Origin of the sequence: Archangium sp., assembly GCF_036277355.1 — a bacterium.
Taxonomy (GTDB): Bacteria; Myxococcota; Myxococcia; order Myxococcales; family Myxococcaceae; genus Archangium.
In genome coordinates this window covers 1-12,949 of record NZ_DASUNC010000111.1, presented here as the reverse complement: position 1 = coordinate 12,949, position 12,949 = coordinate 1, and the positions used below count along the sequence as shown (strand labels likewise).

At 69.5% G+C, this 12,949-nt stretch carries 12 protein-coding genes; 7 read left to right on the top strand and 5 right to left on the bottom strand.

All coding sequences use genetic code 11. From position 1 onward, the window contains the following. Position 1 precedes the first annotated feature (1 nt). From VFZ09_RS28860 to VFZ09_RS28845, 4 genes are all read left to right on the top strand, one after another. Complete coding sequence (locus VFZ09_RS28860) at positions 2-574, top strand: tRNA-uridine aminocarboxypropyltransferase (RefSeq protein ID WP_329730911.1); 573 nt, start codon at positions 2-4, stop codon at positions 572-574. 153 nt (positions 575-727) lie between these two features. After that, positions 728-1,672 (top strand): pentapeptide repeat-containing protein, encoded by a 945-nt coding sequence (locus VFZ09_RS28855; protein WP_329730910.1) that lies wholly within the window; start codon positions 728-730, stop codon positions 1,670-1,672. Positions 1,673-1,973: 301 nt separating this feature from the next. After that, positions 1,974-2,735 carry a zinc-dependent metalloprotease gene (locus VFZ09_RS28850; RefSeq protein WP_329730909.1) on the top strand — a complete coding sequence of 254 codons (762 nt, stop codon included), beginning with the start codon at positions 1,974-1,976 and terminating at the stop codon, positions 2,733-2,735. A 150-nt stretch (positions 2,736-2,885) separates the two neighbouring features. Next, entirely contained in the window at positions 2,886-3,353 is a 468-nt protein-coding gene (locus VFZ09_RS28845; protein ID WP_329730908.1) for a hypothetical protein, read from the top strand. Between the two features lie 22 nt (positions 3,354-3,375). On the opposite strand, the gene VFZ09_RS28840 is transcribed toward VFZ09_RS28845, so the two are convergent. The 3 genes from VFZ09_RS28840 to VFZ09_RS28830 form a co-directional block, all read right to left on the bottom strand. After that, entirely contained in the window at positions 3,376-7,158 is a 3,783-nt protein-coding gene (locus VFZ09_RS28840; protein WP_329730907.1) for an ATP-binding protein, read from the bottom strand. A gap of 176 nt (positions 7,159-7,334) precedes the next feature. Then, a complete protein-coding gene (locus tag VFZ09_RS28835; RefSeq protein ID WP_329730906.1) occupies positions 7,335-8,213 on the bottom strand; it encodes a hypothetical protein in 879 nt (292 codons plus the stop codon). A 21-nt stretch (positions 8,214-8,234) separates the two neighbouring features. Continuing rightward, positions 8,235-8,993, bottom strand: a complete 759-nt coding sequence (locus tag VFZ09_RS28830) for a hypothetical protein (RefSeq protein WP_329730905.1) — start codon at positions 8,991-8,993, stop codon at positions 8,235-8,237. A 288-nt stretch (positions 8,994-9,281) separates the two neighbouring features. Between VFZ09_RS28830 and VFZ09_RS28825 the strand changes: the two genes are divergently transcribed. Genes VFZ09_RS28825 through VFZ09_RS28815 form a run of 3 tightly spaced genes read left to right on the top strand, consistent with a single transcriptional unit; the run spans position 9,282 to position 12,407 of the window. Next, a complete protein-coding gene (locus VFZ09_RS28825) occupies positions 9,282-9,746 on the top strand; it encodes a (2Fe-2S)-binding protein (protein ID WP_329730904.1) in 465 nt (154 codons plus the stop codon). Between the two features lie 2 nt (positions 9,747-9,748). After that, on the top strand, positions 9,749-11,974 hold the full coding sequence (locus tag VFZ09_RS28820) for a xanthine dehydrogenase family protein molybdopterin-binding subunit (RefSeq protein ID WP_329730903.1): 2,226 nt from the start codon (positions 9,749-9,751) through the stop codon (positions 11,972-11,974). A 31-nt stretch (positions 11,975-12,005) separates the two neighbouring features. Continuing rightward, positions 12,006-12,407 carry a cytochrome c gene (locus tag VFZ09_RS28815; RefSeq protein WP_329730902.1) on the top strand — a complete coding sequence of 134 codons (402 nt, stop codon included), beginning with the start codon at positions 12,006-12,008 and terminating at the stop codon, positions 12,405-12,407. A gap of 180 nt (positions 12,408-12,587) precedes the next feature. Here the strand turns inward: VFZ09_RS28815 and VFZ09_RS28810 are convergent, their stop codons facing one another. After that, a complete protein-coding gene (locus VFZ09_RS28810; RefSeq protein WP_329730901.1) occupies positions 12,588-12,809 on the bottom strand; it encodes a TetR/AcrR family transcriptional regulator C-terminal domain-containing protein in 222 nt (73 codons plus the stop codon). 32 nt (positions 12,810-12,841) lie between these two features. Then, the coding region (locus VFZ09_RS28805) for an IS3 family transposase (protein WP_329730923.1) at positions 12,842-12,949 on the bottom strand (108 nt) is incomplete at its 5' end.

Genomic DNA, 12,949 nt, shown 5'->3' with positions numbered 1-12,949 from the left:
GATGTCTTCCCGCGACTCCCACCGGCCCCGCTGTCCCCGCTGCAACCTGCCGCCGCACCTGTGCCTGTGTGCCGAGATTCCCCGGGTGGAGACGCGCACCCGCTTCCTGCTCGTCCAGCACGTGGTGGAGACGTGGAAGAAGAGCAACACCGGGCGGGTGGCGGCGCTGGCGCTCGCGAACTCCAGGCTGCTCATCCATGGTGCCCAGGACGAGTCCCTGGACACCGTGCTGCTCTCCGAGCCCGGCACCTGGCTGCTCTACCCCGATGGGCCCCCCGCGCCGCCGGACGCCCCCGTGCCGAGGCAACTGGTGGTGCTGGACGCGAGCTGGTCCCAGGCGCGGCGGATGACGCAGCGGCTGCCCGTGCTGCGCACGCTCCCCCGGCTGGTACTGCCGCCGCCCGAGCCCGGGTTGCTCCGGCTCCGCGAGCCCACGCACCCGTCCGGCATGTCCACCCTGGATGCGATTGCCCGCGCGGTGGCGGTGCTCGAGGGCCCGGAGGCGGCGGAGCCGCTGGAGCGGCTGGCCGCGCTCCGGGTGCAGCGGATCGCCGAGTGCGGGACGTTGAATTGAGCCCACCGGGGAGGGCGGGCTCTGTCCAGGGAAGGACAGAGCCTGCTTCAATGTCATCCGCTGAATATGTGTGTTTGCCATCATCCAGGCGCCGTTCATTCATGGGAGAGCGCAAACATGCACGACCTGCCAACTCGCGGTTCCTCGAGCGGAATGAAGTCACGGTGGATGGCGCCGGGGGCCCTCGCTTCCGTACTCCTGCTGGCAGGCGCCTCGGGCTGCGCACCGGACGCGGCCCTCTCCGAGGAGTCCCTGTCCCTCGAGACCGAAGCCCGGCCAGTCCTGACTGTCAATGGGATCGAGTTCAATGGAATCGAGCTCAACGGGATCGAGCTCAACGGCACCAATCTCAATGGCACCAATCTCAACGGCACCAACCTCAATGGTCTCGACACCAGTGGCCTGAACACGCCTGACTTCCGCGCCTGGTTCAATCAGGACGTGACACGCCACGACATGTTGATGAAGTACATGGTGCAATGCGCGGTCCCCGCGGGAGAGAGCCGCACCTTCACGAACCCGGAAACGAACACCCCGTACACCTGGAGTGGTGTTCTGGGGCTGGCGCCGGATTGGGCGAGCGGCCAGCCGGTGACGACGGCGGAGCTGCGGATTGTCTCCGCGTGCCTGGCCGCGCATGTGAATCCCTATGGCCAGCATGTCTCCATCTCCGTGCTGGGATTGGATGCCACGGGGCAGCCCACCCCCTACACCGCCGAGGAGTTGCAGAGCCATGCCCTCCGGGAGGGCTGCTTCTTCGGCAACCTGTTCCAGAGCGAGCCGGTCCTCTTCGTGGGCAATGACGGGCTCTCGCTGAGCAGCGTCCAGAGCAGCTCGCGGGCCTGTGCCCTGGGAAGCACGCTCCCGGGGTGCGCCCCCCTGGTCTACGTGGGCCGGTGCGAGGACCTCTGCACCCGCGAGGCGTCCAGCCCCTTCTACACCTCATGCACCTGGAATGGAGTCACCTACCCGGCCATCACCACGCGCGTGCGGCAGGAGGACCTCTACAGCTGCGGGGACGGGGTGTGCCAGGTGACGGAGCACTGCGGGAGCGGGATGACGGCCGGGAGCTGTCGCCTGGACTGCGGCTCCTGCTGAACCGGAGTGGCGGTGGCGCCCGGGGTGGGCACCCACTGTCCGATTCGTGGGCAGCGTGTCCGGGATTCGGACACCCTGGGCACGGTGCGCACAACCCCTTGAGTCCACGGGCGATTCACCTGGAAATGTCAGGGCCCTTTACAGGAATTCCCACCAGGGCGGGATGACCGTGCTCCAGGGTTTACCAGGCCTTGTCGGCCAAGTCCTTGATTTCCGGTGTGTCCGGGAGTGGCCCGAGGGTTGCTTTCTTGGAAAGTGGAGCATCAAACCCCTGTCGTGCCTCGAAAAGGAAGCCCCCCTCATGCGCAAGCTTTCCATGGCGTTGCTGGCCGGTGTTGCCCTCGTTGGCTGCGGTGTCGATCCGCAGATGGAGAACCAGGAGATCATCTCCAACCTGGTCGAGGCGGGCTTCCCGGCGGACGACATCATGGTCGTCGAGGATGCCGTGTACGTGGGGCGCGACGCTCACGTGACCCTCGAGGCTTCCCGCGAGATGCTCCAGCCCGTCAAGGGCGCGGAGCAGTACCGGACGACCAACCTCGTCAGCAGCAGCGTGACGAAGATCTGCGTCGTCCCCACCTCCCAGTTCAACAGCTACAGCCGCCTCAGCGCGGGTCTCGATCTGGCCATCGACAACTACAACAGCCAGAACCTCCAGTTCACCCTGGTGCGGGGCTCGTTCTCCGACTGCAGCGCGACCATCAACGCGCGGACCGCGAGCGGCACCGGCGGCTCGGCCGGCTTCCCCTCGGGCGGAAAGCCCTACGGCACCATCAACATCGGTGTCGGTCTGCAGAACTACAGCGATGACGTGAGCGAGCACGTCATCACCCACGAGCTGGGCCACTGCATCGGTTTCCGTCACTCGGACTACTACGACCGCTCCATCAGCTGCGGCGGTTCCGCCACCAACGAGGGCGCCTCCAACGTGGGCGCCATCCACATCCCCGGCACGCCGACCGACGCCCGGGTGGGCGGGTCGATCATGAACTCCTGCTTCCGCTCGACCGAGTCCGGTGAGTGGAGCAGCTCCGACAAGACCGCGCTGAGCTACCTCTACTGAGAAGTCGGCAGTCCCCCGGGTCCGTTCCTGACTCCGTGGGGCTCGCTGCTCGCGGGCACCGTACTCCCGGGCTTCGGCCTGGGACGGCGGTGCCCGCTGCTTTTCCGAGCGGGCATGATAGAACGCAGGGCAAGCGCTTGACTTCCTCGCATGGCTCCGCCGGCTTCTTCTATCGTCGTGGATGATTCGCTCTGGCCGCTGGTGCGGGTGACGTTTCCACGCGTGATCACCCATCAGCAGCAGGCGGAGCTGCTCGAGCGCGTCCTGTCCTACCTGAGGCGGGGAGAGCGGCACGTGGCCCTGGTGGACTTCCGCCAGCTCCAGGCGCTCACCTCCGAGCAGCGCGAGCAGCAGTGGAACTTCCTGCGAGAGCAGGCCGTGCCGATGCGCCAGTGGTCGATGGGGATCGTGGCGCTCATCAACTCGCCGACCCTGGCGCTGGTCACCCGGACGATCATCCACCGCATCAAGCCCTCGGTCGTGCCGCACTCCATCGTGGCCTCGTGGCCGGCGGCGGTGTCATGGGCGGCGGATCGGCTGCGGGACAACGGGCTGGCCGAGCACGCCTCGCTGGTCCGGCAACGTCTCGGCACGGCGCCCGGCAGCCGCGTGGGCTGAGCTCGACGGTTTCCAGGGTTGCTCAGTGCGGGAGCCCCTGGCCTTCGCCGCTCGGGCGAGGGCCCTCGAGGACACGGAGCAGATCGCTCTCGCGCAAGGGTTTGACGAGATGCAGGTCGAAGCCGGCCTCCAGGGCCTTGGCCCGGGCCTCGGGGCCGCCATAGCCGGTGAGCGCGACCAGGTAGAGGGACGCCCCGTGGGTGGAGGCGCGGACCCGCCGGGCCAGCTCGTGGCCATCCAGGCCGGGCAACCCCACATCCACCAGCGCCACGTCCGGCCGGAGCTCCAGGATCCGGGTGACTCCCTCCACTCCATCGGTGGCGACCTCCACCTCGTGCCCCATGCCCTGGAGCAGCACCCTCAACGTCTCTCGCACGGGCGCGCGGTCCTCCACCACCAGCACCCGCAGTCTCGGCTGGAGCGTGGGGGGCGGACGCGCAAGCGCACAAGGCATCCGGGTGGGCCGGGGCACCTCGCGCGACAACGGGAGGCGGACGACGAACTCACTGCCCTTGCCGGGCCCCTCGCTGTGCGCGTGGACGGTGCCCCCGTGCATCTCCACCAGCCGCTTCACCAACGTCAGGCCCAGCCCGAGCCCTCCGGCGGAACGGTCGATCGACGCGTCCACCTGGACGAACAGCTCGAACACCCGCTCCAGCATGTCCCGGGGAATGCCCCGCCCGGTGTCCCGCACCCGGAGCACCGCCCAGGGGGCGCCCTCCACCTCCTCGCGCGCCATGCGCAGGGAGATGCTGCCTCCCGGCTCGGTGTACTTGATGGCGTTGGAGACGAGGTTGGAGAGCACCTGCTCCAGCCGCGTGGCGTCCGCCTCCAGCCGGAAGCCGCCCGGAGCGAACGTCACGCTCAGCTCGTGTCCCCGCTCCTCGAGCCGGGACCGGAGCGTCTCGAGCGTGTCCTGGACGATGGCGCGCAGGTCCACCTCCTGCTTGCGCAGCTCCACCTTCCCCCGGGTGATCCGCGACACGTCCAGCAGGTCATCCACCATGCGAACCAGGCAGTCCACCTGGTGGTTGCACAGCTCCCGGAGGCGGGCCGCCCGCGCCGCGTCGCCGTGGGAGAGCTTCATCACCTCCAGGGCGGTGCTCAGGGCGGCCAGGGGATTGCGCAGCTCGTGGGCCAGCATGGCGAGGAACTCGTCCTTGCGCCGGCCGTCCTCCTGCGCCCGGGTGCGCGCGAGCACCTGCACCGTCACGTCCGTGGCCACCACCATGATGCCCTCGACACCGCCCTTGCCGTCACGCATGGGCTGGCACGTGAGCTGGAAGTACACGTCCTCGGGCACGCCGTCCCCACGCCGGTCGAAGGGGATGCGGTACTCGTCCGCCGTGAAGGCCCGGCCGCTCGCGTACACCTCCTCCAACATCCGGAAGACGGGCGCGTCGTGCGGCAGCTCGGGGAAGACGGACCGGACGGGTCTGCCCACCGGGTCCTCCCGGCGGCCCAGCATCTCCAGGTAGCGCGGGTTGGCCAGCTCGAACACCAGCTCGGGGCCGGAATAGATGGCCACCGGTACGGGCGCCTGCATGAGCTGCGTGTGGAGCCGGGTGCGGGCCTCGGCATGGGCCCGGGCGATCTCCAGCCGCGCCTGCACCCGGGACACGAGCTCCCGCGCCGAGAAGGGCTTCACCAGGTAGTCGTTCGCTCCCGCCTGCAGGGCCTCGATGGCCGCCTCCTCGCCCGCGCGCGCCGACAGGAGGATGACGGGAATGGACGCGGTGAGCGGGTGGGCGCGCACCGCTCGCAGCACGCCGAAGCCGTCCAGCCCCGGCATCATCACGTCACACACCACGAGGTCGGGCGCCTGCTCGTGAATCGCCGCGAGGGCCTCCGTCCCGTTGGACACGGCCTGCACCGTCCACCGGTCTCCGAGGAGCCGCTGGACATAGGCGCGCATGTCCGCGTTGTCGTCCGCCAGCAGCAGGCGCGTGGGGGACACCTGTTGCGGAGGCTCGGAGCGCGTGTCCCACTGCGCGGCCTCCATCAGGAAGGCCGTGGCTCCCCGCCGCGTGGAGGCGAGCGGTGCCTCCGCCCGCACGTGCTCCACGGGCAGGTGCGCCGAGCCCCGGGGGAGCGACACCGTGAAGGTGCTGCCCTGGCCCTCCCGGCTCCGGGCCTCCACGCACCCGCCATGCAGCCGGACGAGCTCCTTCACCAGCGCGAGCCCGATGCCACTGCCCTCGTGCGTGCGGCCCCTCGCGCCCTGGACCCGGTAGAAGCGGTCGAACACGTGCGGCAGCTCGCGGGAGGGGATGCCCGTGCCCGTGTCCGTCACCGACAGCCGCACGTGCGCCCCCTCGGATTCGAGCGCGAGGCGGAGGGTCCCCTCGAAGGTGAACTTGTAGGCGTTGGACAGGAGGTTGAGGACGATCTGCTCCCACATCTCGCGGTCCACGTAGACGGGCTCGGGAAGCGGAGGGCAGTCCACCTCGAGCCGCATGCCGGCGCGCTCGATGGCCGAGCGGAAGGAGCTGGCGAGCTCCGCCGTCAGCGCGGCCAGATCGGTGGGGCGGAAGTGGGCCCGCATGCGCCCGGACTCGATGCGGGAGAAGTCCAGGAGCGTGTTGACGAGCCGCAGCAGGCGTTGCGCGTTGCGATGGATGACCTCCAGGCGCTCGCGCTGGCGGGGAGGCAGGGGCTGCTCGGAGTCGGCGAGGCAGTCCTCGGCGGGCCCCAGCAGCAGCGTGAGGGGCGTGCGGAACTCGTGGCTGACGTTGGAGAAGAAGTCCGTCTTGGCCTGGTCCAGCGCGGCGAGCGCCTCGGCGCGTTGCCGCTCGTACTCGTAGGCGCGGGCGTTGGTGATGGCGTTGGCGATGTGCGTGGCGGTCAGCTCGAGGAAGCCGCGGTACTTCGCGTCCAGCGCCTTGCGAGGGCTGATGCCCGCGACCAGCAGCCCCGCGGGGGCGTCCTGGCCTGGCGCGGACAGGGGGAGCACCAGGGCCGAGGAGGCCGCCTCCGGCCAGGGGCCTCCCGGAAGCGGGCCCAGGGAGAAGGGAAGGGACTCCAGGAGGACGGCCTCGCCGCGGACCCGGGGCCAGGGCGCGTGGACGTCACCGGGCTCGAGCGTGGAGGGCGCGGCGGCGCCACCGGGCTCCAGGCCCACCGTGCCCACCAGCCGCGGCGTCTGGCTCCGGGCGTCCGTCAGGTAGAGCAGGGCGAAGGGAATGTCGTGGGGGTTGGAGGCGAGGACACCGCTGGCCTTGCGGCACACCTCTTCCGCGCTCTGGAGCTCGCTGGTGGCCTCGTTCAGCTCGCGCAGCATGTGGAGGCGCCGCTCCCCGAGGATGCGCTCGGTGCTCTCCGTGCAGGCGACGAAGACACCGCCGGTGCCACCGGACTCGTCCTTGATGGGGGAGTAGGCGTAGGTGAAGTAGGCCTCCTCCAGGTAGCCGTTGCGGTCGAGGCACAGCAGCCCATCCTGGATGAAGGTGGACTCGCCGCGCTCCATGACGGATTGGATCATGGGGGCGATGACGTCCCAGATCTCCGTCCAGCACTCGCGCCCGCGCTGCCCGAGCGCCCGGGGGTGCTTGGTGGCGCCGAGGATGGGCCGGTAGGCATCGTTGTAGAACTGGACGAGCTCCTGGCCCCACCAGAGGAAGATGGGGTGCCGGCTGGTGAGCAGGATGGAGAGGACGGTGCGAAGGCTCTGCGGCCACGTCTCCACGGGCCCCACGGCCGTGGTGGACCAGTCCAGCGCGCGCATGAGGGCGCCCATCTCGCCGCCCCCGCGCAGCACCTCGTGATGAGCGGGAGACGGCCCGCTGGCCGGAGACGGGATCCGCATGTGGAGCACCCCCGCGCGCCAGTATCCAACGCGTGGCCTGTCCCGGAGGGCACCCGCGAGTTCCCAACGTCGACTCCCGGGCAGCCCACCCGCGGAGTGTCCAGTGGAGACCGTTGTTTCGCCCCGGAGGGTGGGGGAGAGGCCGGAGCGGTGTCCGGCCGTGACGCGGTGCGAATCTACCGCGCGTCGCTCCGTGGAAACGCGAGGGGCTCGAGTTGGTAGGTCTTCATGTACGAGTCGACCGCGGCGAGCGAATGCTGCCCCGGGTCCTCGGGGTTGAACCGCACGTCTACGTCCCGCGCTCCCGCGAGCGCTCTCAAGCCCTGCTCCTTCTCGCGGATCTCCCGGAGATGGGCCCGGCGTTCCGCTCGTGACGCCTGCGGCCAATGGTTGCTCGGAGTCATCCGCGAGAACGGGTGGGTGAGATTCACCGCGAACACATACCGGATGGGACCCGCCTCGAACTCATACGAGACATACGCGGCGTCTCCCGTACCCACCACGTCCCCGAACCGGGCCCGGGCCGGCAGCCAGTCAGACACCCCCCGTGCATTCATGGGCGTGAGGAATTGGCCGCGCCGCAGCAAGGGCAGCCGCTCGTCCCAGAGCTCGATCTGGCCGAGCACCTCCCTGGCGCTCGCGGTGAGCGGGTCCGCGACGGCGGGGCGTGTGCCCACCCGGTGCAAGGGGCGCTTCATCATCTCCCCGAGACGGGGATCGAGGATCTCGTGCCGGTCGGGATGGGAGACGCTGTAGCGCACCCGGAAGGGGCGGGGCATGTCGAGCCCGTCGTACCACTCCAGGGCGCCAGGGCGCGGCACGCGGGTCCGCTCGTCCCATGGCGTGTCGTAGAAGAAGCAGTGCTCGCGTGTGCCCACGGTGTAGCCGTAGAGGAACAACGTCTCGTCATCGTAGTGCCTGCGGCCATGCAGGAGCGCGTCGGCTTCGCGCGTGGGCCCGGTGAGCGGCTCGGCCCGCTGCACGGGTAGCCGCGAGTACCAGTCGTTGAGGTCCGCGAGGATCGTCCGCGTGTCCGGCAGAGGGGGATGGCTCATGGTCCCAACGGCTGACACCCGCTACGGGAAGATGACCCCGATGGGCGGCTCCTCGCTGGTGAGGAAGCGCGGGAAGGTGGCCGTGTAGCGGTTGGTCTCCACGAGGAGGCGGTTGCCCTCGAAGTGCATGCTGGAGGCGTAGGTGCTCCCGAGGTACGTGCCGAGGAAGCCGCTCCGGGAGACCGTCAGCGTCCTGGGGTCCACCGCGAGCAGCCGCACGTGCACGAGCGCCGAGCCACTCGGGGTCTGCTTCGACGGGTAGGAGAGGGCGATGCCCTCGCTCTCCTTGTTCGTCATCAGGCCGCCCCCCGCGTACGACGAGCCGAGCAGCATCACGTCCGCCACGCAGTGCCGTGAGGGGATGCGATGAATGGACACGTGGTAGTAGGGCGGCCCATACCGGGACGAGATGGGCACGCTGGTGGCGAAGTACCAGCACCCGCGGACCTGGATGGGCGGGCCGAGCACCCAGCTGACCGTCTCCGGCTCACCGGTGCGCAGCAGCTCCATCGCCTGCGCCTCGGTGTACTCGTTGGCGGGCACGGGCGCGGAGGGGCCGGTGGCCCTGGGCTCCTCCCGGGCCGGCGTGGCCGGAGCCGCCGCCGTGCTGGCCCTCAGCGCCTCGAGGGCCGCGTTGTCCCAGGCCTCCTGGAGCGCGTCCTCCACCTTCTGTGCCTCGCTCCGGGTATCGGCCTCCTCGGGCTGCCCCTCCGCTGCGACCGCGCTCGCGGCCCCGAGGAGCAGGGCCGTCAGGGAGACCACTCGCATCACGTGCTTCATTCCGTCCTCCTTGCCTGGACTCCCAGAGTGTCCTGCAAGAAGGTCCGGCACCTCCAGCACCGCGGATGTCATGCGTTACCGGAGAACGGCAGCGGGAGTCCAAACGCCTTCTCCTGACTCGGCCGGCTGCTCGCTCATACCGGGTGTAGGGTCTTTCCTCATACCGCCAGCGAGAGGGCGCGGCTCCTCTGTCGAAGAACATTGGCCCGTGCCCCGTTCCCCGATATTCCTCGTTGGGGATTGCACACTTCGGACGAGGCCTTCGCCTCGCGTCTGGAGGGAGGCCGCATGGCGCAGACTCTGAAGGTGAATGGCAAGGACGTGACGATCGAGGCGGAGCCCGGGACGCCGCTGCTGTGGGTGCTCCGCGAGAAGCTCGGGCTGCCCGGGACGAAGTTCGGCTGTGGCCAGGGCCTGTGCGGTGCGTGCACCGTGCACATCAACGGCGCCGCGGTGCGCAGCTGTCTGATGCCCGTGGCGGCGGTGAGCGGTGAGGTGACGACGATCGAGGGCCTCAGCTCCGACAACAGCCACCCCGTGCAGCGCGCCTGGATCGAGGCCGATGCGCCCCAGTGCGGCTACTGCCAGTCCGGGCAGATCATGGCCTGCGCCGCCATGCTCAAGGCCAAGGCCCAGCCCACCGACGCCGACATCTCGGCCGCCATGACGAACCTGTGCCGCTGCGGTACCTACGGCCGCATCCGCAAGGCCGTGAAGCTCGCCATCGAGCTCAACTCCGAGGAGAAGGCCTGAACATGAAGACCGATCAGGAGACGAACAACCCGGTGGGGCTCTCCCGCCGCTCCTTCGTGCAGTCGGGCGCCGCGGCGTTCGCGGGGCTCGTGCTCGGCTTCCACCTTCCCGCCAACCCGATGCGCCGCTCCGAGGCGTTCGCCGCCACGGGCACCCCCGAGGGCAAGGCCTCCCAGGAGGCACGGCTCAACACGTGGTTGCGCATCGCCCCCGATGGGCTCATCACCATCTACGTCGCCAAGAGCGAGATGGGTCAGGGCATCTTCACGTCCATGCCCATGCTCATCGCCGAGGAGCTCGAGGCCGACTGGAGCAGGATTCGCGTCGAGCCCGCGCCCTCGGATGCCGAGTTCAACTACACCGGTGCTCCCTTCGAGGTCACCGGTGGCAGCACGAGCGTGCGCACCACCTGGGAGATCCTCCAGCGCATCGGAGCCACCGCCCGCCACATGCTGATCGCCGCCGCCGCCCAGCAGTGGGGCGTGCCCGCGGAGAGCTGCCGCGCCGAGCAGGGCCAGATCGTCCACGCGGCGACCGGCCGCAAGGCGGGTTACGGGGAGCTGACCGCCGCCGCCGCCGCGCTGCCCGTCAGCGCCATCCCGAAGGAGCCGAAGCTCAAGGCGCCCTCCGAGTACAAGCTCGTGGGCAAGCCGGTGAAGCGGCTGGACACGCCCGCCAAGGTGTCGGGCAAGCCGCTCTTCGGCATCGACGTCGTCGTGCCGGAGATGCGCTACGGGGCGGTGCGCCACTCGCCCGTCTTCGGCGGGGAGTGCGCGAACTTCGAGGAACTGGCCAAGGGCATGCCCGCGGGCACGTCGCTGGTGAAGGTGACCGGTGGCATCGTCGCCGTCGCGGACAGCTGGTTCACGGCGAAGACGGTCGTCCTGGGCCTCGAGCCCCGGTGGACGAAGGGCGCCACGGCCGGACTGTCCTCGAAGGACATCGAGAAGAAGCTGCGCACCGCGGCCGGCGGCAAGAAGAACCCCGTGGCGGCCACGAAGGGCGAGGCCACCAAGGCCCTGGGCACGGCGAAGGTGAAGCTCGAGGCCGAGTACTCGACGCCCTTCCTGGCCCACACGCCGATGGAGCCCCTCAACGCCACGGCGCACGTCCGGCCGGAGGGAATCGAGCTCTGGGTGGGAACGCAGTCCCATACCCTCACCAGGCTCCTCGTCTCGCAGGCGACGAAGGTGCCCCAGGAGAAGATCGTCGTTCACACCACCTACCTCGGCGGTGGCTTCGGCCGGCGGGCGGAGAACGACATGGTGCTCCAGGCCGTCGAGGCCTCGAAGGCCGTGGGCAAGCCTGTCAAGCTCATCTGGTCGCGCGAGGAGGACGTGCAGCACGACTTCTACCGGCCGGCCAGCTTCGTGAAGATGCGGGCCGGGCTTGGTGAGGACGGGCTGCCCCTGGCCCTCACGGCGAGCATCGCCAGCCCCTCCATCATGCAGCGCTGGACGATGTTCGGCGGGCTGCCCAAGAGCGGCATCGACATGACGACGATCGAGGGCCTGGCCGACATGAAGTACGAGTGCCCGAACCTGCACGTCCAGACCGTCGCCGTCGACACGGGCGTGCCGGTGGGCTTCTGGCGCTCGGTGGGTGCCTCCCACAACGCCTTCTACGTGGAGAGCTTCATCGACGAGCTGGCGCACGCGGCGAAGCAGGACCCGTACAAGTACCGCCGGGCCCTGCTCGAGAAGTCGCACCCGCGCTTCGTGAAGGTGCTCGACACCGTGGCCCGGATGGCGAACTGGGAGACTCCGCCGGCGGAGGGCCGGTTCCGCGGCATCGCCATCGCCGAGAGCTTCGGGAGCATCGTCGCCGAGGTGGCCGAGGTGTCGGTCTCCGCGGAGGGCCAGCCCGCCGTGCACAAGGTGTGGGTCGCGGTGGATTGTGGCCGGTACGTCAACCCCGACACCATCGCCGCCCAGATGGAGAGCGGAGTCGTCTACGGCCTGTCCGCCGCGCTGCGCGGGCAGATCACCCTGCGCAACGGGCGCGTCGAGCAGAGCAACTTCCACGACTACTCGATGCTGGCGCCCCACGAGATGCCGGAGATCGCCGTGGAGATCGTCGAGAGCGGCGAGGCCCCGGGTGGAGTGGGAGAGCCCGGCACGCCGCCCATCGCCCCGGCCGTGACGAACGCCCTGTTCGCCGCCACGGGCACGCGCATCCGCACCCTGCCCATCAGCAACCACAAGCTCACCGGCAAGAAGAAGGCGTGAGCCCGTCGTATCCAGCACCCGGGAGGAACTCATGAGCACGAAGTGGATGGGACTGATGTTGTCGGTCGTGGTGTCGGGCTCGGCCATGGCGGCCGAGACGCCCAAGGCCACGCCGGAGCTGCTCGCGAAGGGCAAGACCGCGTTCACCTCTTATTGCCAGTCCTGCCACGGAGAGAAGGGCGAGGGGAACGGTCCGGCGGGCATGTATCTGGTGCCCAAGCCGCGCAACTTCGTGACCGAGGCCTTCAAGAAGGGCAACAAGCCGGAGGAGATCTTCAAGACGCTCTCCACCGGCATTCCGGGGAGCACGATGGTGTCCTTCGCCCACCTCACCGAGCAGGATCGCTGGGCGCTCACCCACTACGTCCTCGAGCTCCAGAAGCAGGGCAAGGCGGACGCGAAGGGCAAGAAGAAGGGCACGGCGAAGAAGTAGACGGGAGCAGGGGCCGGGCCCGCGCCCGTGCCCCCGGTGAGTCCCTGGCCTACGCGCGGTTGAGGATGGACTCGACCGCGGCGCGGGCGATGAGCGTGTCCGGCGTGGTGGCGGCCCACTCCTCCCCGCCCGCGCGCAGCCGCCCCTGCACGCGTGAGCCCCCGGCCGGCCCGCCTCCTGCTACCCGCGCGCGGAGGGGCGGTAGGCGCGCAGGAAGGTGCTCACCGCGCGCTCGAGGTGGGCCGAGAGCTCCGCCTCGCTGGCGCACTCAATGACGCCCAGGTGGAGCCGGGCCGACAGCTCGTTGGTGCACAGCGAGGTGAAGAGCAGCCCCTTCACCGCGGCCCGCTCGAAGAAGCGCGCCAGTTGCTCGTGGGCCGACTTGGCGCACGTGAAGAGCATCTGGGCTTGCCCCGGTTACGTGGACAGTAGGGTTAAGATGCCAACTTCTGCGGTAAGGCCGCAAGCTCAAAATCCACTGGACTGACGTAGCCCAGCGAAGAGTGCCGCCGCTGGCGGTTGTAGAAGACCTCGATGTACTC

What these genes read in the sequence shown, in the direction of transcription:
- VFZ09_RS28840 (WP_329730907.1), bottom strand. Translation starts at nt 7,158, where the DNA reads ATGCGGATCCCGTCTCCGGCCAGCGGGCCGTCTCCCGCTCATCACGAG.
- VFZ09_RS28825 (WP_329730904.1), top strand. Translation starts at nt 9,282, where the DNA reads ATGGCGCAGACTCTGAAGGTGAATGGCAAGGACGTGACGATCGAGGCG.
- VFZ09_RS28860 (WP_329730911.1), top strand. Translation starts at nt 2, where the DNA reads ATGTCTTCCCGCGACTCCCACCGGCCCCGCTGTCCCCGCTGCAACCTG.
- VFZ09_RS28845 (WP_329730908.1), top strand. Translation starts at nt 2,886, where the DNA reads ATGGCTCCGCCGGCTTCTTCTATCGTCGTGGATGATTCGCTCTGGCCG.
- VFZ09_RS28835 (WP_329730906.1), bottom strand. Translation starts at nt 8,213, where the DNA reads ATGAGCCATCCCCCTCTGCCGGACACGCGGACGATCCTCGCGGACCTC.
- VFZ09_RS28810 (WP_329730901.1), bottom strand. Translation starts at nt 12,809, where the DNA reads ATGCTCTTCACGTGCGCCAAGTCGGCCCACGAGCAACTGGCGCGCTTC.
- VFZ09_RS28820 (WP_329730903.1), top strand. Translation starts at nt 9,749, where the DNA reads ATGAAGACCGATCAGGAGACGAACAACCCGGTGGGGCTCTCCCGCCGC.
- VFZ09_RS28815 (WP_329730902.1), top strand. Translation starts at nt 12,006, where the DNA reads ATGAGCACGAAGTGGATGGGACTGATGTTGTCGGTCGTGGTGTCGGGC.
- VFZ09_RS28830 (WP_329730905.1), bottom strand. Translation starts at nt 8,993, where the DNA reads ATGAAGCACGTGATGCGAGTGGTCTCCCTGACGGCCCTGCTCCTCGGG.
- VFZ09_RS28850 (WP_329730909.1), top strand. Translation starts at nt 1,974, where the DNA reads ATGCGCAAGCTTTCCATGGCGTTGCTGGCCGGTGTTGCCCTCGTTGGC.
- VFZ09_RS28855 (WP_329730910.1), top strand. Translation starts at nt 728, where the DNA reads ATGAAGTCACGGTGGATGGCGCCGGGGGCCCTCGCTTCCGTACTCCTG.